The organism is Lysobacter sp. 2RAF19 (assembly GCF_052115395.1).
Classification (GTDB): Bacteria; Pseudomonadota; Gammaproteobacteria; order Xanthomonadales; family Xanthomonadaceae; genus Noviluteimonas.
Genome location: NZ_JBFRGO010000001.1, coordinates 1,202,483 through 1,220,760 on the forward strand (window position 1 = coordinate 1,202,483; position 18,278 = coordinate 1,220,760).

At 67.2% G+C, this 18,278-nt stretch carries 21 protein-coding genes, 1 tRNA gene and 1 riboswitch; of the genes, 12 read left to right on the forward strand and 10 right to left on the reverse strand.

Going from position 1 to position 18,278, the window contains the following annotated elements; genetic code table 11:
* The first annotated feature begins 21 nt into the window (after positions 1-21).
* Together AB4059_RS05910 and AB4059_RS05915 are read left to right on the forward strand one after the other, a co-directional pair.
* Positions 22-597, forward strand: a complete 576-nt coding sequence (locus AB4059_RS05910) for a hypothetical protein (RefSeq protein WP_498977447.1) — start codon at positions 22-24, stop codon at positions 595-597.
* A 48-nt stretch (positions 598-645) separates the two neighbouring features.
* Positions 646-1,569, forward strand: coding sequence for a branched-chain amino acid transaminase (locus AB4059_RS05915; protein WP_498977449.1), 924 nt, complete (start codon positions 646-648; stop codon positions 1,567-1,569).
* Positions 1,570-1,581: 12 nt separating this feature from the next.
* On the opposite strand, the gene AB4059_RS05920 is transcribed toward AB4059_RS05915, so the two are convergent.
* The 4 genes from AB4059_RS05920 to AB4059_RS05935 all read right to left on the reverse strand — a co-directional run bounded on the left by AB4059_RS05920 (position 1,582) and on the right by AB4059_RS05935 (position 5,263).
* Positions 1,582-2,913, reverse strand: a complete 1,332-nt coding sequence (locus AB4059_RS05920) for a sensor histidine kinase (protein ID WP_498977451.1) — start codon at positions 2,911-2,913, stop codon at positions 1,582-1,584.
* The gene (locus tag AB4059_RS05925; protein ID WP_498960748.1) at positions 2,894-3,583 is read right to left on the reverse strand and encodes a response regulator transcription factor; all 690 of its coding nucleotides are present in this window, start codon (positions 3,581-3,583) and stop codon (positions 2,894-2,896) included. The genes AB4059_RS05920 and AB4059_RS05925 overlap by 20 nt, the downstream gene beginning before the upstream one ends.
* Positions 3,584-3,914: 331 nt before the next feature.
* Positions 3,915-4,832, reverse strand: coding sequence for a 30S ribosomal protein S6--L-glutamate ligase (rimK, locus tag AB4059_RS05930; RefSeq protein WP_498960750.1), 918 nt, complete (start codon positions 4,830-4,832; stop codon positions 3,915-3,917).
* Entirely contained in the window at positions 4,829-5,263 is a 435-nt protein-coding gene (locus tag AB4059_RS05935) for an ATP-dependent zinc protease family protein (protein ID WP_498977453.1), read from the reverse strand. Before AB4059_RS05935 ends, rimK begins: the two co-directional genes overlap by 4 nt.
* 198 nt (positions 5,264-5,461) lie before the next feature.
* On the opposite strand from AB4059_RS05935, the gene AB4059_RS05940 reads away from it, so the two are divergent.
* Positions 5,462-5,535: transfer RNA gene (locus AB4059_RS05940), tRNA-Gly, on the forward strand.
* Positions 5,536-5,597: 62 nt separating this feature from the next.
* Here the strand turns inward: AB4059_RS05940 and AB4059_RS05945 are convergent.
* Positions 5,598-7,424 carry an autotransporter domain-containing protein gene (locus tag AB4059_RS05945; RefSeq protein WP_498977455.1) on the reverse strand — a complete coding sequence of 609 codons (1,827 nt, stop codon included), beginning with the start codon at positions 7,422-7,424 and terminating at the stop codon, positions 5,598-5,600.
* A 69-nt stretch (positions 7,425-7,493) separates the two neighbouring features.
* On the opposite strand from AB4059_RS05945, the gene thiS reads away from it, so the two are divergent.
* The 4 genes from thiS to AB4059_RS05965 all read left to right on the forward strand — a co-directional run bounded on the left by thiS (position 7,494) and on the right by AB4059_RS05965 (position 11,411).
* A complete protein-coding gene (thiS, locus tag AB4059_RS05950; RefSeq protein WP_498977457.1) occupies positions 7,494-7,694 on the forward strand; it encodes a sulfur carrier protein ThiS in 201 nt (66 codons plus the stop codon).
* A 33-nt stretch (positions 7,695-7,727) separates the two neighbouring features.
* A riboswitch (cyclic di-GMP riboswitch) is annotated at positions 7,728-7,818 on the reverse strand.
* A 187-nt stretch (positions 7,819-8,005) separates the two neighbouring features.
* Entirely contained in the window at positions 8,006-8,809 is an 804-nt protein-coding gene (locus AB4059_RS05955) for a thiazole synthase (protein ID WP_498977459.1), read from the forward strand.
* Positions 8,809-9,570 carry a tRNA (guanosine(46)-N7)-methyltransferase TrmB gene (trmB, locus tag AB4059_RS05960; protein WP_498977461.1) on the forward strand — a complete coding sequence of 254 codons (762 nt, stop codon included), beginning with the start codon at positions 8,809-8,811 and terminating at the stop codon, positions 9,568-9,570. The genes AB4059_RS05955 and trmB overlap by 1 nt, the downstream gene beginning before the upstream one ends.
* A gap of 14 nt (positions 9,571-9,584) precedes the next feature.
* Entirely contained in the window at positions 9,585-11,411 is a 1,827-nt protein-coding gene (locus tag AB4059_RS05965; RefSeq protein ID WP_498977860.1) for an SLC13 family permease, read from the forward strand.
* Here the strand turns inward: AB4059_RS05965 and AB4059_RS05970 are convergent.
* Positions 11,408-11,773, reverse strand: a complete 366-nt coding sequence (locus AB4059_RS05970; RefSeq protein ID WP_498977463.1) for a Rieske (2Fe-2S) protein — start codon at positions 11,771-11,773, stop codon at positions 11,408-11,410. The two genes, AB4059_RS05965 and AB4059_RS05970, sit on opposite strands and share 4 nt — an antisense overlap.
* Positions 11,774-11,860: 87 nt before the next feature.
* Here AB4059_RS05970 and AB4059_RS05975 point away from each other — a divergent pair, with 87 nt between their 5' ends.
* The 5 genes from AB4059_RS05975 to AB4059_RS05995 all read left to right on the forward strand — a co-directional run bounded on the left by AB4059_RS05975 (position 11,861) and on the right by AB4059_RS05995 (position 15,587).
* A complete protein-coding gene (locus AB4059_RS05975; protein WP_498977465.1) occupies positions 11,861-12,148 on the forward strand; it encodes a hypothetical protein in 288 nt (95 codons plus the stop codon).
* Positions 12,145-12,822, forward strand: coding sequence for a fumarylacetoacetate hydrolase family protein (locus AB4059_RS05980; RefSeq protein WP_498977467.1), 678 nt, complete (start codon positions 12,145-12,147; stop codon positions 12,820-12,822). The genes AB4059_RS05975 and AB4059_RS05980 overlap by 4 nt, the downstream gene beginning before the upstream one ends.
* A 39-nt stretch (positions 12,823-12,861) precedes the next feature.
* Positions 12,862-13,266 carry a large conductance mechanosensitive channel protein MscL gene (gene mscL / locus AB4059_RS05985; protein WP_498977469.1) on the forward strand — a complete coding sequence of 135 codons (405 nt, stop codon included), beginning with the start codon at positions 12,862-12,864 and terminating at the stop codon, positions 13,264-13,266.
* Between the two features lie 103 nt (positions 13,267-13,369).
* Positions 13,370-14,779, forward strand: a complete 1,410-nt coding sequence (locus AB4059_RS05990; RefSeq protein WP_498977862.1) for a M28 family peptidase — start codon at positions 13,370-13,372, stop codon at positions 14,777-14,779.
* A gap of 487 nt (positions 14,780-15,266) precedes the next feature.
* Positions 15,267-15,587 (forward strand): hypothetical protein, encoded by a 321-nt coding sequence (locus AB4059_RS05995; RefSeq protein ID WP_498977471.1) that lies wholly within the window; start codon positions 15,267-15,269, stop codon positions 15,585-15,587.
* 209 nt (positions 15,588-15,796) lie between these two features.
* Here AB4059_RS05995 and AB4059_RS06000 read toward each other — a convergent pair whose 3' ends face one another.
* Genes AB4059_RS06000 through nudE form a run of 4 tightly spaced genes read right to left on the reverse strand, consistent with a single transcriptional unit; the run spans position 15,797 to position 18,265 of the window.
* The gene (locus tag AB4059_RS06000; RefSeq protein ID WP_498977473.1) at positions 15,797-16,096 is read right to left on the reverse strand and encodes an Mpo1-like protein; all 300 of its coding nucleotides are present in this window, start codon (positions 16,094-16,096) and stop codon (positions 15,797-15,799) included.
* Positions 16,093-16,911, reverse strand: a complete 819-nt coding sequence (gene mazG / locus AB4059_RS06005; RefSeq protein ID WP_498977475.1) for a nucleoside triphosphate pyrophosphohydrolase — start codon at positions 16,909-16,911, stop codon at positions 16,093-16,095. The genes AB4059_RS06000 and mazG overlap by 4 nt, the downstream gene beginning before the upstream one ends.
* Positions 16,908-17,711 carry a 3'(2'),5'-bisphosphate nucleotidase CysQ gene (gene cysQ, locus AB4059_RS06010; protein WP_498977864.1) on the reverse strand — a complete coding sequence of 268 codons (804 nt, stop codon included), beginning with the start codon at positions 17,709-17,711 and terminating at the stop codon, positions 16,908-16,910. The genes mazG and cysQ overlap by 4 nt, the downstream gene beginning before the upstream one ends.
* Positions 17,711-18,265: an ADP compounds hydrolase NudE gene (nudE, locus tag AB4059_RS06015; protein WP_498977477.1), complete on the reverse strand. Its 555-nt coding sequence runs from the start codon at positions 18,263-18,265 to the stop codon at positions 17,711-17,713. Before nudE ends, cysQ begins: the two co-directional genes overlap by 1 nt.
* Positions 18,266-18,278: the final 13 nt, after the last annotated feature.

Sequence of the window (18,278 nt, forward strand, 5' to 3'; positions counted from 1 at the left end):
CGGGCTGGTAGGCTTGCACCCATGCGCGCGCTGCTCCTGATCCCCCTGTTCGCCCTGGCCTGGTCGTGCCCGCATGTCGCGCACGCCCAGGTGCACAAATGCATTTCCGCAGATGGGCGCCCGCTCTACACCGACCAGCGTTGCGAAGCGCTCGGCGCGACCGATCTCCCGGCGCCGCCCACGCTCAATCCCGGCGCGGCGGCGGAGGTCGCGAAAAGCAATCGCCTGTACATGGGCGGCTGCACGCAAACCTTGCAGGACCTCGTCTTCGAAATCCGCACGGCGATCGAACAGGGCGACGCCAACCGCCTGTCGGGTGTCTACGACTGGGTGGGCATGTCCGATGCGGCGGCGATGTCGGTCATGGATCGCCTCGACCGCATCGCGCACCGCCCGCTGCTCGACATCCAGCCGATCTCCGCCGACCCCGTCGCCGAAGGCGCGATCACGGGCGAGGCCGGCGACGTGCCGCGAACGACGGTCCGCCGCCCGCCGGTCGGCCTGCGCCTGGAACAGACGCTCCCGCAAAGCATCACGCCCGCACGCACGGTGCTGGGCCTGCGGCGCCATTACGGCTGCTGGTGGGTGAGCCTCTAGGCCGCCGGCCGCTTACAATTGCGGTTCCCCTGCAAGCGAGCCGCCGGCATGACGATGCGCTACCCCGAATGGATCTGGCACAACGGCGCCATCAAGCCCTGGGCGGACGCCACCACGCATGTCATGTCGCACGCGATCCATTACGGCTCGTCGGTGTTCGAAGGCATCCGTTCGTACGACACGCCCAAGGGCCCGGCGATCTTCCGCCTCACCGACCACAATCGTCGCCTGATGGCCTCCGCGCGCATCTACGACATGCCGATGCCGTATTCGGTCGACCAGATCAACGCGGCCTGCCGCGAAGTGCTGAAGAAGAACGAATTGGGCAAGGCCTACCTGCGGCCGGTCGCGTTCCGAGGCCTGGGCGGTTTCGGCTTGTCCGCCGACACGCCGACCGACACTGCGGTGGCGGCCTGGCAGATGGGTGCGTACCTCGGTGAAGGCGTGCTCGAAGAAGGCATCGATGCCTGCGTGTCGAGCTGGCAGCGTTTCGCGCCCAACACGATTCCCGCGGGCGCGAAGGCCGGCGGCAATTATCTGTCCGGCCAGTTGGTCGCACGCGAAGCGCGTCGCCTCGGTTTCGGCGAAGGCATCGCGCTGGCCTCCACGGGCCTGCTCAGCGAAGGCGCGGGCGAAAACCTGTTCCTGGTGTTCGACGGCGCACTGCACACCACGCCGATCAGCGCCGCGCTGCTCAACGGCATCACGCGCAACACGATCATGACGCTCGCGCGCGAGAACGGCATCGCCGTGGTCGAGCGCGACATCCCGCGCGAATACCTCTACCTGTGCGACGAGCTCTTCATGTGCGGCACCGCGGCGGAAATCACGCCGATCCGTTCGGTCGACGGCCGCCAGGTCGGCATCGGCCGCGCCGGCCCGGTGACGCTGCGCATGCAGGAATTGTTCTTCGGCCTGTTCAACGGCAAGACCCAGGACAAGTGGGGCTGGCTGGAATACGTGGACGCGTAAGCGCGTCGGGGGTCAGCGCACCACGTCGCCGAAGCGCAGCGTCGCCACGACCCCCACCTTCTCGCCCGGCACCACGCGCACGTCCCAGTCGTACATCGCGCACAGGCGGCGGACGATCGACAAACCGATGCCCGCGCCCTGCGAATGCTCGGCGTGGGTGCCGCGATAACCGCGTTCGAACAGGCGCGCGGCTTCTTCCGCGCTGAGGCCGGGGCCCGAATCGACCACGTCGACGCCATCGGGCCGCATGCGCACGATGACCTCGCCTTCCAGCGTGTACTTCACCGCGTTGCCGATCAGGTTGCCGAGCGCGACCGCCACCGCGGCTTCCGGCGCATCGACGACCAGGCCGCCCTCGCCTTCCATCCGCAGCACCAGCGCCTTGCCGCCCAGCTGCGCGCGATACATGTCGAGCAGCTGCTCGGCGACCTTGCTCACGTCGGTGGCGCCGTGGCCACGCTCGTTGCGCGAGAGCAGCAGCAACGCGCTGATCAGGTCGGTGCACTGTTGCTCGGCGCGCTGGATGCGGCGCAGGCGCGCCTGCATGCGCTCGTCGAGTTCGGGGCGCGAGAGCAGCAACTCCGTCGCGCCGCGGATCACCGCGAGCGGCGTGCGCAGTTCGTGGCTGACGTCGGCGTTGAACTCGCGGTCGCGCTGCACCACTTCGGTCAGGCGCGCGGCGTAATCGTCGAGCGCCGATGCGAGCTGGCCGACTTCATCGTTCGGGAAATGCTCGGCCAGCGACACCGGCTCGCTGCTGCGGCCCGAGCCCTTGAGGCGATTGGCCAGTTCCGACACCGGGCTCATCACGCGCGAGGCGGCCCACCACCCCACGAGCAACGAGAGCAGCGTGAACACCACCACCGCGCCGTAGATGCCGCGGTTGAATTGCTCCGCGCCGCGCATCGTCTGCGTCATGTCGTAGGCGAGGAAGAACCACACCGACGGCGTCTTGCGCACCGCGAGCTTGTAGGAGAACGCCTGGCCGTCGTCGTCGACGCCGCTCAGCTGATGGATGCCGTCGGGCAGTTCGTACCACTGCGGTTGGTTCTCGCGCACGCTCTCGAACTTGTCGGGCGTGAAGGCGAACGCGCGGATCTGGTCGACCGGCAGGCTCGGATTCTGCGGGTCGCGCGCGTATTGCTGCGCGTAGAGGTCGATGTTGCGGTTCATCAGGTCGACGACGAGTTTGTCCTCGACCTGGTTGCGCACCTTGTCCACCGCGTAGGCGAACAGCGCCGTCAGCCCGAACCCGAGCAGGACGAACGACAGGATGATGCGGCTGCGGAGCTGGCGCCGATATCGGCGCGGGCGGCGCGCGGCTTCAGGTAGCGCTAGTGGCATCGGGTGCGGCGATCCGGTATCCGATGCCGTGTCGGGTCTGGATCAGCGGCGTGCCGAACGGCTTGTCGACGACCGCACGCAAGCCGTGGATGTGCACGCGCAGCGAATCCGAATCCGGCAATTCCTCGCCCCACACGCGGGTCTCCAGTTCCTGGCGCGTGACCACCGCCGGCGAGGCTTCCATCAGGGCCTGCAGGATCTTCAACGCGGTCGGGTTGAGTTGCAGCAGCTTGGCTTCGCGGCGCACTTCGAGCGTGTCGAGGTTGTATTCCAGGTCGCCGACGTTGAGCACGCGCGTCTGCACGCCGCGGCCGCGGCGCGCGAGTGCGTTGAGGCGCACTTCCACTTCCTGCAGCGCGAAGGGTTTGATCAGGTAATCGTCGGCACCCGAGTCGAAGCCGGCGAGTTTGTTGTCGAGCGAGTCGCGCGCGGTGAGCATCAGCACCGGCGTCTGCTTGCGCGCTTCGTTGCGCAGCTTGCGGCAGACCTCCAGGCCGTCCAGGCCCGGCAGGCTGAGGTCGAGCACGATCGCATCGAAGTCGTGCACCACCGCCAGGTGCAGGCCGGTGACGCCGTCGGCGGCGAAGTCCACCGTGTGGCCGCGGTCCTCGAGATAGTCGCCGAGGTTGGCGGCGATGTCCTGGTTGTCTTCGATGACGAGGATGCGCATCCGGGCTTTGTCCTGCAGGTGAGGCTGGGGGTCGAGTGAGACCCGGAGAACGCACCGGGGTTCAACACGATGAATTCGTCGGATTCTGCCAGAGCCGCAAGCGACGGTAGTGTCGATGGTGGGGGCGTGGCCCGGAAAAAACAAAGGCCCAGGCACGTTGCGCGTGCCTGGGCCAAATCAAGCCCCGATGACCGTAATCTGCTTCGTCCGATGCGGCGGGCCGAGCGGTCTACGACAGATTCGCGGTAGGCAAAGGCTACGCACCGGGCGATTAAACGGGTGTTAAAACCGACGGTGGAATCGCGTTAAAAATTCGATAATCGCGAGATCCTCAGGCGGCGTGGGCGGTGGGGGCTCGCTTGTGCGATCCCGACCGTTTGCCGCCGTTGGCGACGTATTCGATGATGCTGCCGGCAACATCGACGCCACTGGCCGCTTCGATCCCCTCCAGGCCGGGGGATGCGTTGACCTCCAGGATCAGCGGGCCGCGCCGGGAGCGGATGAGGTCCACGCCCGCCACCCCCAGCCCCAGCAGCTTCGCCGCACGCAATGCGACCTCCTGCTCCCCCGCGGTGGCCGTGACGGCCTTTGCCGTGCCACCGCGATGCAGGTTCGAACGGAAGTCGCCCTTCGGCGCCTGGCGCTTCATCGTGGCGACGACGCGATCGCCGACCACGAAGCACCGCAGATCGGCGCCCTTGGCTTCGGCGACGAACTCCTGCACCAGGAAGTTGGCGTACAACCCGCGCAACGCTTCGATCACGCTGCGCGAGGCCGAGAGCTTCTCGGTGAGCATCACGCCGGCGCCCTGCGTGCCTTCGTTGAGCTTGATCACGTGCGGCGTGGGCCCGAGCATCGCGAGCAAGTCGGAGGTGTCGTCGGGGTTGTCGCCGAACACCGTCGCCGGCAGCGCCAGGCCTTCGGCGGCGAGGATCTGGTGGCAGCGCAGCTTGTCGCGCGCCTTGAGGATCGAATCGGACGGGTTGGGCGTGCTGGTGCCCATGAGTTCGAACTGGCGCAGCACCGCCGTGCCGTACCGGGTGACCGACGCGCCGATGCGCGGGATGACCGCGTGGTAGCCGGTGAGCGGCTTGCCCTGGTGGTGCATGGCGAAGCCGTCCACGGCGATGCGCATGTAGCAGCGCAGCGGGTCGAGCACGCGCACGCTGTGGCCGCGCTCGCGTGCGGCATCGACCAGCCGGCGCGTCGAATACAGCTTGGTGTTGCGCGAAAGGATCGCGAGTTTCATGCGGGGGGTTTTCCATGCAGGAAAGAGCGGGCCGGATCGATGGTGAACGCACGGGCCAGCGAAGTACGGCCGAGGAGCATGGGGAAAAGCATTCCACGCCGATCGGTCAGGTTGATTTCGACCTCCTTCTCCACGCCCGCCAGCAGCAGCGGCGTGCGGAGGAACACGCGCCGGCTGCGGTTGCCGCCCGAGTCGGTGACCTCCCGCTCGTCGCTGATCGGCGCCTGCGACTCGATCACCTGCCCGCTGCGAATGCCGGTGGCGATCCGGAACCCCGTCCAGGGCGCGCCGCCTTCGACGAAGCGCCATTGGGCATCCACGTGCAGCGAAGAGCTGCGCGCACCGGTATCCACTTTCGCGCGAATGGCGACGATGCCGAGCGCCGGCAACGCCAACCACTCCCGCCAACCGAGCATGACGCGTGCGGCCACATGGCCTCCGGGGGAATCGCATGCGGGCGCATGCATTGGGACAGGGGGTTTGGGCCGGCATCCAACCGACCGAGGGCGCGGAGCATACGCGAGCGCGTGTTATCGGAATGAAGGACTGTCGGCAGTCCGCGACGGACGGGAATCGCCGGCCCGCCGCGTTGCCAGCCGCCCGCCCCGCGGCATAGACTCGCGCCTGCCGCGGGTGTAGTTCAATGGTAGAACTGCAGCTTCCCAAGCTGCTAGCGTGGGTTCGATTCCCATCACCCGCTCCAGACCCCGGAACGAACGAGGCCCGCTTGCGCGGGCCTCGTTTTTTCCAGCGATGTCGCGTCGATCAGAACCGCTTGCCCACGCTCACGAACAGCGTCGCGTTGTCGCCATTCTCCTGGCCCACGCTCGCGGTCGCACCGATGTCGGTGTCCACGCCCCACAGCTGCGTGCGCACGCCCAGCACCAGCGTGCCGTAGTTCTCGTCGTGTTCGACGTTCGGCACGGCGTACGGCAAGGTGCCCGCGATGGTGAGCGACTGCGCGAAGGCTTCTTCCGGCGCGTCCTCGAACTCGTGTTCCCACGTGAACTTCGCATAGGGCACGGCAGTCGGCGAAATCTCGAAGCGCGCCTGCCAGCCGGCCGCGCCGACCAGCGAGTCGTAGCTCTGGTCGGGATAGGCAAGGCCGGCGGAGTCGATGCGGTTTTCGACATAGCCATCGACGTCGATCTGCTGCGAGAGCACGGACACGACCGGGCCATGGACCAGCGAACCGGCGTGGAAATCCCAACCCGCCGATGCGCCGAAGGAGAGGTTGTCGCCATCGGGCGAGCCTTCGTACGTGCGCAGGACCGGGCCGAGCTGCACGTTGCGCGTGACGTCGTAGCTGGTCTTGGTCCAGCTCAACTGCGCGTTGACCCACACGTTGCCCGAGAACCAGCCGACGAAGCCGCCGATGGTCAGGTCGTCCTGCGAGAAGTCGCCCATGCGGTGGCCGTAGTCGAAGTCGTTGCGGCCGAAGCCGGCGAAGCCGCCGTACACGACGTCGCCGTTGGCCCAGTCCACGCCGAACAGCAGCGAAGGGCCGGTGCCGTCGTAGTCGCCCGGTGCGTCGTAGCGCTGCGTGTCGCCGCGCAGGTTCGCCCACCAGTGCGTGCCGTCTTCGGCGGGCTTGACCGGCATGTGCGAGCCGACCATCTCGGCGCGCGACTTGCCGATCAACTGCTCGGTGTACGGCAGCAACGCGATCTGGCGCGGCGCTTCGAGCACCGAGATCGCGTACTGGCCGAGGATCGCGTGCGCGGGGCCCGTGGGATGCACGCCGTCGGCGAACAGATACGTGTTGGCGGCATCCGGCGAGACCAGCGAGCCCGGGTTGCACGTCACCGACGATGCCGTGGTGCACGCCGCGCCGGTGATGTTGGTGAAGCCGTAGGCCTGCGGCGAAGCGATGATTTCATGCAGCAGGTTGAAGGTGTCGAGCGGGATGACGCGCAAGCCCTGCGAGGAAAGCGTCGAGAACAGCGCGGCGTTGTACGTCGTCGACAACTGCGTGCCGGCCGCCGCGCCCGCGGGGCCCTGCGCGAGGAATGCCGGCGTCGCGCCGAGATCCGGCACGGTGGCCACGAGGATGTACTTCGCGCCGGCGCCGGTCAGCGTGGCGACATTGGTGACCTGCGCACCGACCGCCTGCGCCATCGTCGACTGCGCGGGCGCTCCGCTGGCGATGGCGAGCAGGTCGTTCGCGCCGCCCCACACCGTGTACAGGCCGTGCGCATCGGCGCGGCCGCCGGTCGAAGCGAGGTAGGCGTTGATCTGCGTGCTCATCGACGGGATGACGCCGAGTGCGCCGACGTCGTCGGTACCCGTGCGCCCGCCGCCGACGGCCCAGTTGGTACCGCCCTGGTTGGCGCTGGCGGCATTGGTGCCGTAGTAGTCGGCCAGGTATTCGGACCAGACGAGCGTCGGGTTGGTCGTGAACTTGCCCAGGATGCCGGCCTGCGGGCCGCCGACCTGGACCAGCGCCGGGCGGAACCAGCCCGCGTCGGTGAGGCTGTCGCCGAAGAACACGGTCTGCGTGTAGGTCTGCGCGGCCGCGGGGAGCGCGGCGAAAGCCAGTGCGGCAGCAAGGAGACTGCGGACGGGCTTGAAAGCCCGGTAGGTCTGCTTCATCGAACGCTCCAGGGCAAACGGGTGGGTATGGTGGATGAACTCTGCCACGCCCCGGGCGAGAATGCGCGCATGGACATTCTGCTCAACGGACAGACCCGGGCCCTGCCGCCGGGTGCCACCATCGCTGCCCTGCTCGAGGCCGAAGGCCTCGCGGGCCGGCGCGTCGCGGTCGAAGTCAACGGCGACATCGTGCCGCGTGGCATGCATGCGACGCATGCGCTCATCGAAGGGGACCGCGTCGAAGTGGTCCACGCGCTCGGCGGGGGCTAGGAAAAAAGACGCGCGATGACACCATCGGGCGGTATCGGGAACCCGGCTGTCCGCGGCAGGGGGAGTGCCGGAGGACCCGTAGCTTTGCGACCCCGGCTTTCGCGCGGGTGTGCCGTGGCGTACCGCGCGATGGGCATCGCGCGCAGCGGCGTGATCCGTCGGTCGGGTCAGGGGTGAGCCCGCCTCCGTAATCGATGCCACTCCCCCAGCCTTACGCACCACCCGGTGAACACAGGACACCGGGTGTGCAAATCCCCACGAATAGCGATCTCCGGGACGCTCCAACCGACGAACGGCGTTACCATTCGCAGATGCAAGACACCCCAGACTTCGCGGCCGACGACGCACTGGTCGTCGCGGGCCGCCGTTATCGTTCCCGCCTGCTCACCGGTACGGGCAAGTTCAAGGATTTCGACGAAACCCGCCGCGCCACCGATGCGGCCGGCGCGCAAATCGTCACCGTCGCGATCCGCCGCACCAACCTGGGCCAGGATCCGGACCAACCCAACCTGCTCGATGCCTTGCCGCCCGAGCAGTTCACCCTGCTGCCCAACACCGCGGGCTGTTACACCGCCGACGATGCGGTGCGCACCTGCCGACTGGCGCGCGAACTGCTCGACGGCCACAAGCTGGTGAAGCTCGAAGTGCTCGGCGATGCGCGCACGTTGTATCCCGACGTCGTGCAGACCCTGGCCGCCGCCGAGCGCCTGGTCGCCGACGGTTTCGACGTGATGGTCTACACCTCCGACGACCCGATCCTCGCCAAGCGCCTGGAGGAAATCGGCTGCGTCGCGGTGATGCCGCTCGCCGCGCCCATCGGCTCGGGCCTGGGCGTGCAGAACAAGTACAACCTGATCGAGATCGTCGAGAACGCGAAGGTCCCGATCATCGTCGACGCCGGCGTGGGCACCGCGTCGGACGCCGCGATCGCGATGGAACTGGGCTGCGACGGCGTGCTGATGAACACCGCGATCGCCGGCGCGAAGAACCCCGTGCTGATGGCGCACGCGATGAAGCTCGCCGTCGAAGCCGGCCGCGCCGCCTTCCGCGCCGGCCGCATTCCGCGCAAGCGTTTCGCTTCGGCGTCGAGCCCCGTCGACGGCCTCATCGGTTGATGGCCGCGTCGATGGCGAGCGATCCGGTCGACAAGAAGCCGTTCACCAAAGAGCCGGGGCAGCGCAAGATCCGGAGTTTCGTGCTGCGGCAAGGGCGGTTCACGCCTGCGCAGCAGCGCGCGTTCGACGAGCAGTGGCCGCGCTTCGGCCTCGACTACACCGGCACGCCGCGCGACTTCGACGCCGCCTTCGGTCGCCACGCACCGCGCGTGCTGGAAATCGGCTTCGGGAACGGGGAGGCGCTGCGTTACGCCGCCGCGCGCGATCCCGAGCGCGACCTGGTCGGCATCGAAGTCCACGCACCGGGCGTGGGCCGCCTGCTCAACGCACTGGCCGACGACGATGCGCGCAACGTGCGCCTGTACCACCACGACGCGGTCGAAGTGCTCGAACACGAGATCGCCGACGGATCGCTGGACGAAGTCCGCATCTACTTCCCCGATCCGTGGCACAAGAAGCGCCACAACAAGCGGCGCCTGGTGAACCCCGCCTTCGCCGCGCTGCTCGTGCGCAAGCTCGCGCCCACGGGGCGCTTGCACCTTGCGACCGATTGGCAGGACTATGCCGAGCAGATGTGGGACGTGCTCGATGCGACCCCCGGGCTGGCCAACCGCGCCGGCCCGCGCGGGACGGTGCCCCGGCCCGAATGGCGTCCGCAGACGCACTTCGAAACGCGCGGGCAGAAGCTGGGCCACGGGGTGTGGGACCTTCTTTACGACAGCGTGCCGGACAACGGCAGGACCGGGGAAACGAACGCGTGAACGACACCGCGTTGATGCTCACCACCGACATGAAGCTCGTGCTCGGGCTGGTGGGTTTCACGATGGTGATGTTCCTGTTCGAGCGCATCCGCGCCGACGTCGTCGCGCTCGTCGTGCTCGTGTTGCTCGGGCTCACCGGCCTGGTCGCGCCGGAAGATCTGTTCGGCGGCTTCTCCGGCAACGCGGTCATCTCGGTGATTTCCACGATGATCCTCGGCGCGGGCCTGGACCGCACCGGCGCGCTCAATCGCCTCGCGGGCTGGTTGTTGCGGCGCTCGCGCGGCATGGAAGAACGCCTGCTGCTGCTCACCAACACCGTGGCGGGCCTCAACTCCTCCTTCATGCAGAACCCGTCGGTGATGGCGTTGTACCTGCCCGTCGCCTCGCGCCTGAGTTCGCGCACGGGCCTGCCCTTGTCGCGGTTCCTGTTGCCGCTGGCGGTCGCCATCGTGATGGGCGGCTCGCTGACGATGGTCGGTACCTCGCCGCTGATCCTGCTCAACGACTTGCTGGTGTCGTCCAACGCCAACCTGCCCTCGGGCGCGGCGACGCTGGAACCGCTGCACATGTTCGCGCCGATGCCGATCGGCCTGGCGCTGCTCGGCGCGGGGCTGCTGTACTTCCGCTTCTTCGGCGACAAGCGCCTGGAGCAATACGACATCGATCGCGGCGTCACGCCCGCGCGCACGCAGAGTTACTTCGCGCAGGCCTACGGCATCGAAGGCGACGTGTACGAACTCACGGTCTCCGCCGACAGCCCGCTGGTGGGCATGTCGCTGGGCGAAGCCGAAGCGCAGCGCGGCGCGCCGCTGCTGCTGGCGTTGAAGACCGGCAACGAATCGCGCCTGGCCCCGCCGGCCGATGCACGCATCTGGGTCGGCAGCGTGCTCGGTGCGATGGGGCCGCGGCAGGTCGTCGCGGATTTCGCGCAGAACCATTTCCTGCGCATGAGCACGCGCCTGCGCACCTTCGGCGACCTGTTCAACCCCAGCCGCGCGGGCATCGCCGAAGCCGTGGTGCCGCCGACCTCGCAATACATCGGCAAATCGCAGGCCGAACTGCAGTTGCGCAAGCAGTACGGCATCAGCCTGCTGGCGGTGAACCGCGACAAGACCGTGCATCGCGAAAACGTCCGCCAGCTCGGCCTGCGCGCCGGCGACATGCTGGTGTTGCACGGCATCTGGCAGGACCTCGCGCAGGCCGCCGAGAACAAGGACTTCGTGGTCGTCACCGACTACCCGAAGGGCGAGCAGCGGCCGCACAAGTTCAAGCTGGCGATCGGCATCTTCGTGGTGACGATGCTGCTGGCGCTGTCCACGCGCATCCCGGTGTCGATCGCGCTGATGACCGGCGTGGCGGGCATGCTCGTCGCCGGCGTGCTGCACATCGACGAAGCGTACGCTGCGATCAGCTGGAAGACCGTCTTCGTCATGGCCTGCCTCATTCCGCTGGGATGGGCGATGGATTCCAGCGGCGCGGCGGCCTGGATCGCGGGACATACGATCGAGCAGATGCCATCGGATTTGCCGCTGGTCGTGGTCGAAGTCGCGCTCTGCGTGCTGACCACGCTGTTCTCGCTGGTGATCGGGCACGTCGGTGCAACCATCGTCATGGTGCCGATGGCGATCAACCTGGCCCTGGCGGCGGGCGGCAATCCGACCGCGTTCGCGCTGCTCGTCGCGATGTCGGCGTCGAACAACTTCATGACCGCATCCAACCCGGTGATGTCGATGATCACCGGCCCCGCCGGCTACCAGCCGCGCGACCTGTGGAGGCTGGGCGCGCCGCTGTCGCTGGTCTACCTGGTCGTGATCGTGGCGGCCGTCAACATCATGTATTAGCGCCGTGGACCGAGCACCACGCGCACCAGCCCGTCCTCCACGACGACGGGAACTGTGCGCAATGCGGCGCCCCGGCAGGGGCCCGCGACGCACTCGCCCTTCTCCAGCTCGAACGTCGCCCCGTGCACGGCGCACACCAGGCGGCCCTGCTTGTCCTGCAGGAAGCGGCCCGGCGCCCAGTCCAGGCGGCGGCCCGCGTGCGGGCACACGTTGAGCCAGGCGCGCACGGTGTCGCCTTCGCGCAGCAGGATCAGCGATTCGGCGTCGTTGTCTTCCAGGCGCGCCTCGATTTCCGTCAGCCCGCCCTCCGGAAGTTGGTCGAAGCGGAGCAATGCGTCGCGTTGTGGGACGGTGGAGTTCACGATTTAACGAAGTCCTCACACGCTTTGCGAAGGGGCGCCGGATACTCGCCGCCCCGGCACTGCCGCATTGTGTCACGGCCCCCGACGATGATCGCTTTCACGCACCGCTTCGATTCCACCGCGTTCCGCAACGCCTTCGCGCCGCGCAAGCCGCGTCGCCCGTGGTTGCGCGTGTTGTTCGGGCTGATCGGCGTCGCGCTCCTCGTCGCGCTGGTGGCCGTGAGCGTCGTCGTCGGCGTGGCGATGATTTCGGCAGGCCTGCTGGTCAAGCTGTGGAAGTCGCGCAACGCAGCGCGCGTGGCGCGCGATCCGCGCGTGATCGACGGCGAATATCGCGCCGTCCGCAACACCAAGCACGCCCTCCCCTCCGCATGAGCGACGTCGTCGCGCCGACCGCGCCGGTGCGCATCCCGGTGCGCGGTGGCGGCACGTTTCCCGTGCGCCGCGTTTATTGCGTCGGCCGCAATTTCGCCGACCACGCGAAGGAAATGGGCGCCGCGGTGCCCGCATCGAAAGCCGACCGCGGCACGCCGGTGTTCTTCGCCAAGCCCGCCGATGCCGTCGTGATCGATGGCGTCGTGCCCTACCCGCCGGGCACGAGCGACCTGCACCATGAAGTCGAACTCGTCGTCGCCCTCGGCGAAGGCGCAAGCGTGTTCGGTTACGCCGTCGGCCTCGACCTCACGCGCCGCGACCTGCAATCGGCCGCGAAGGCCAAGGGCCTGCCCTGGGATACCGGCAAGGGCTTCGATTTCTCCGCACCGGTGGGCGAACTCGTTCACGCCGATGCCATCGGCCCGCTCGCCGCGCGCGGTATCTCCCTCGAGGTCAACGGCACGCAGCGCCAGGCCTCGACGCTCGACCAGCTGATCTGGGACGTGCCCGAGATCCTCGCCGAGCTGAGCAAGCTGTATGCCCTGAAGGCCGGCGACCTGGTCTTCATGGGCACGCCCGCGGGCGTCGGCCCCCTGCAGCCCGAGGACGTCTTCACCGCCCGCATCGACGACCTGCCCGCCCTCCACGGCCGCATCGATCCGCCCCTGCGATAACCTCGCCCCACCGGCCTGTCGCCGGGGGGAGGACGACGCATGGGCATGCTCTCGGAATTCAAGGCCTTCATCGCACGCGGCAACGTCGTCGACCTCGCGGTCGCGGTCGTGATCGGTGCGGCCTTCGGCAAGATCGTGACCGCACTGGTCGACGGCATCGTCATGCCGATCATCGCGATGATCACCGGCGGCGCGAGCGTCGCCGACTGGAAGTACGTCGTCACGCCCGGCGTCACCGACGCCGCGGGCAAAGTGCTGACGCCCGAAGTCGCGTTCAAGTACGGCCTCGTGCTGCAGACCTGCATCGACTTCCTGCTGATCGCCTTCGTGATCTTCCTGGTCCTCAAGGCCTACAACCGCCTGCGCGAACCGGCACCCGAAGCGGCGACGCCCGAGGACATCGTGCTGCTGCGCGAAATCCGCGATTCCCTGAAGTCGCGATAGGCGAAACATGACCACCAGCACCCCTGCCCCGCAGGGGTCCGCTGCTACGCTCGGCGTCTTTCCGCAATCCTGGGGTGTGTCCGCAATGCGCCTTGTTCCGACGATGCTCGCCGCCGTCCTCGCCACCACGATCGCCGCCGCCAACGCCGCGACGCCGGCGACGCAAAGCACCACGATTTCTTCCGCGTCCATCCAGCGCGCCACGCAACTGCGCGACAAGGCCGTGGACGACAACACCGGCTATGCGATCGTCGAATCGCTGACGACCGAAGTCGGGCCGCGCATGGCGGGCAGCGAAGCCGATGCGCGCGCCGTCGCGTGGGCGGTCGCGAAGTTCAAATCGCTCGGTTACGACAAGGTGTGGACCGAGCCGGTGACGTTCCCGAAGTGGGTGCGCACCAGCGAGCACGCGGAAGTCCTCGGCGAGCATTCGCAGAAACTCACCCTCACCGCGCTCGGCGGCAGCCCCGGCGGCACGGTCGAAGGCGAAGTCGTGCGTTTCGCCGATCTGAAATCGCTGCAGGCCGCGCCCGCCGATTCGCTGAAGGGCAAGATCGCCTTCATCGATTTCCCGATGGCGCGCGCGAAGGACGGCAGCGGTTACGGCATGGGCTCGCAGATCCGCAGCGCGGGTCCGTCCGCGGCGATCAAGGCCGGCGCTTCGGCGTACCTGATGCGCTCGGCGGGCACCGATTCGCACCGCAACCCGCACACCGGCATCACGCATTTCGACGAAGGGCTGACGCCGATTCCGTCGGCCGCGCTGTCGACGCCGGATGCCGAACAACTCGCGCGCCTGGTCGCGCTCGGCAAGCCGATCCGCGTCAAGGTCGCGCTGGATTGCGGTTGGACCGGTGAAGCGACGTCGTACAACGTCATCGGCGAAATGCGCGGTCGCAGCAAGCCCGACGAAGTGGTCGTGATCGGCGGGCACCTGGATTCGTGGGATCTGGGCACGGGCGCGATCGACGACGGCGCGGGCGTGGCCATCGCGATGGGCGCGGGCAAGTTGATCGGCGACATGAAGCAGCGCCCGGCGCGCACGATTCGCGTGGTCGCGTTCGCGAACGAGGAGCAGGGCCTGCATGGCGGCCGTGCGTATGCGCTGAAGCATGGGCCGGATGTGCGCAAGCATCAGATCGGCGCGGAGAGTGATTTCGGCGCGGGGCGCATCTACGCGTTCAGCACGAGTGCGCCGGAGCGTGCGCTGGGCGCGGTGAAGCAGATCGCCGATGTGTTGGCGTCGCTGGGCATTGCGTACACGCCGGGGGAAGGTGGGCCGGGGCCGGACGTGAGTCCGTTCGCCGCCAACGGGTTGGCGTGGGGTGCGTTGCGCCAGGACGGCACGGACTATTTCGACTATCACCACACGCCGGACGACACGCTCGACAAGATCGATCCGAAGGCGCTCGCGCAGAATGTCGCGGCGTATGCGGTGTTTGCTTATCTCGCTGCGGATGCGCAGGGGGATTTTGGGAGCGAGGCGAAGAAGGTCACGCCGCCGAAGGAATGAGTTGTGCTCGAGCCCCTCTCCTACCGGGAGAGGGGTTGGGGAGAGAGTCCGGTGTGGGTGCGTCGGTAACGCCCGCTTCGAAACCGATCTGCGCGCCGCCGGGAACGCGGAGAGTTCCAAATTTTTTGTGGGAAAAAAATTTGAAACTCTCCACGCTGCGGCATCACCTTGCGGGTCGCTTCGATCAAGGGGCTTTCGCCCGAGCCGTCGTTGGGGGCTGCAAAGCGAAGCTTTGCAGGTAGTCGATCATTGAGAGCGGGTTGCCTGCGTCGTAGATCTTATTTATGCCAACCAACAGTAGAGCCTGATGGAGTAGCGCTCTTCGCGACGACCGCCCATCCGAAACAAGCCACTTTCCGGCACGCCAGTATTATTAGGTCCATAGTCACAGACGATCTACTTCGATCCTTCCTGAGTCTCCGCAAATGGTTCTCCAGATCAGCAACATCGCCTTGGATATGGAGATCCGCGGGGAAACAACGTGCGCTTGAGCTCCTATCGCCACGAGTCAGGTCACTACATCGTCGTCCCGCGCGCCGAAAATACGCTGCTGCAGCCGCTTGCCCGGGAGATGGAGTTCCTGGGGGAGATGGGCGTGGAACGATTCGCCGCCGACGTACAAGCCAAGATCCTCAAAGGGGGCCTCGCCGGCTCGGCATTCGTATGCCTGAGCCGCCGAGAGTTCATGCGCGACCGCGGCAGACCCTCCGACCTGGATCCTGCGGTGGAGCCCCCGCGTCGCTGGTTCAACAATCGAAAGAGCGATGTCCCAGGCGCTCCGTTCTCCCATTGGCGAACGGCAACGTAGAGAGCGCTGCGCGCTCTCGAGCCCCAACGAAAACGATCGGCGCCCTGCAAAGCGCGCGTGCAGCCCCCAATGACTGCCCCTGCGAAAGCGCCCCGATCGAAAGCGACGCACGCAAGGTGATGCCCCAGCGTTGATGGTTTCAAATTTTTTTCCCAAAAAAATTTGGAACCATCGACGTTCGGGCGGCGCGCCAGTGAATGTGTCGCGCTTTAGAGCTTCACGCGTCCGCGCAGAACATCCACAAACATCACCCAATCCCCAACAAACGAATAAACCGGATGCTTGAACGTCGCCGGCCGATTGTGCTCGAAGAAAAAATGCCCCACCCACGCGAACCCATACCCGCAGCCCAGCGCCGCCAACAACCACCACGCGTTCCCGGAAACGATCGAAACACCGACAAGCGCCAACACCCCGAGACTCCCGACAAAATGCAACCGCCGGCAAACCACGTTCGCATGCTCCCCGAGATAGAACGGATAGAACTCCCGGAAACTCGCGAACTTCATTTCGCCTCCGACCGCTTCGCGCGTACCCAATACGCATCCTGCGCATCCAGGTCCAACGACGACAGATGCACGCCCTCCGCCGCCGCCATCACCTCCATCATCCGGAACCGCCGCTCGAATTTCAGATTCGCCCGCCGCAGCGCAGACCCGACATCCACCTTCGCGTGACGCGCGATGTTCGCGCACACGAACAACAGATCCCCGATCTCGTCCTCCAGCCGATCCCGCGCGAACGCATCCGACGAATCCGCGGCAACGGCCTCGAACTCCGCGCGCACCTCGTCGATCTCCTCGTGCAACTTCTCGATCACCGGCGCAGGCCCCGGCCAATCGAAACCGACCTTCGCCGCCTTGTGCTGCAACTTCACCGCGCGCTGCCATTCCGGCAACCCGCGCGCGATGCCCGCCAGCGCACTCGTATCCTCATGCCCCGCAGCATCGCGCTCGCGGCGCTTGTGCTCTTCCCACGCGACCGTCTGCGCCGTCGCATCACCCACCTGCGCATCGGCGAACACATGCGGATGCCGGCGCACCATCTTGTCGCAGATCGCTTCCACGACATCGCCGAAATCGAACGCGCCCTGCTCTTCCGCCATCCGCGCGTGGAAGACGACCTGCAACAACAGATCGCCGAGTTCGTCGCGCAAGCCCGGCAGATCCTTGCGGTCGATCGCGTCGGCGACCTCGTAGGCTTCCTCGACCGTATACGGCGCGATCGTCGCGAAGGTCTGCTCGACATCCCACGGGCAGCCGCCGTTGGGATCGCGCAGGCGCGCCATGATCTGCAGCAGCGATTGGATGTCGGGCTTGCTCATGCCGCCAGCCACTCGCGCCACGGCAGCTGCGGGTCGCCGATTGCGAGGAAATCGCCGTTGAGGATCGTCTCGCGTTGGTTGTAACGAAGTGGGCGGCCCTTCGGGTCGACGACCAGGCCGCCGGCGGATTCGAGCACGATCTGGCCGGCAGCCGTGTCCCATTCGCTCGTGGGGCCGAAACGCGGATACACATCGAGCCCGCCGTCGGCGAGGCGGCAGAATTTCAGCGACGACCCCAAACCCAGCGGTTCGGTCGGACCGAGCTTCGCGATGAACGCATCGGTGCGTTCGTCGCGATGCGAGCGGCTGGCGGCCACGCGCAGCGGCGCGGTCGCGGGGCGGCGCGAGGCGATCACGCGCTCGCGTTGGCCATCGCGATGCAAGGCAGGGCCACCGCGCGAGGCGTGCCACAGATCGCCGGTGACCGGCGCCTGCACGACGCCGAAAATCACTTCGCCGTCTTCGATCAGCGCCAGGTTCACGGAAAACTCGCCGTTGCGCTTGACGAACTCGCGCGTGCCGTCGAGCGGATCGACGAGCCACAGGCGACGCCAATCGCGGCGCATGTTCCAGGTCGTGTCTTCGGCCGCTTCTTCGGACAGCACGGGAATGTCGGGCGTCAGCGTTTCGAGGCCTTCGACCAGGATGCGATGTGCGGCGAGGTCGGCCGCGGTGAGCGGGCTCTGGTCGGATTTGCGCTCCACGTCGAAGGGCGCTTGGTAGATCGCGAGGATCGCGACGGCGGCCTGTTCGGCCAGTCGGATCGCGCCTTCGCGCAGCGTGTCGTCGATCTTCATCATCACTTCGTCGCCTGCGTGCGCAGCCATTCGCGCACGACGAACAGGGCCGCGATCGACCGTCCTTCGGAGAAATCCTCGCGCAGGATCAACTGGTCCAGCGCATCGAGCTTCCATGGGATCACTTCGAGTTCCTCGGGTTCGTCGCCGGGCAGGCGTTCTTCGTACAGGTCGCGCGCGAGCACCAGGTGCGTCTGGTGGCTCATGTAGGTGGGCGCGAGCGTGATCGACCGCAGCACCTGCAGCGAGCGTGCGCCGTAGCCGGCTTCTTCCTTCAATTCACGGTCGGCGGCCTGTTCGGGCGTCTCGCCGGCGTCGATGCGGCCCTTCACCAGGCCCAGTTCGTAACGGTGCATGCCGGCGGCGTATTCGCGCACCAGCAGCGCGGTGTCGGCGTCGAGCATCGGCACGACGATCACGGCCCCGTGGCCGCGCCCGTGAAGGCGTTCGTAGCGGCGGCGCTCGCCGTTGCCGAACTCCAGGTCCAGGCGCTCCATGCGCCAGGGGCCGGCGTCGTGCTCGGTGATGCCGTGGATGGTGGGCAGGCGGCGGGTCATGGACGCAGAATGC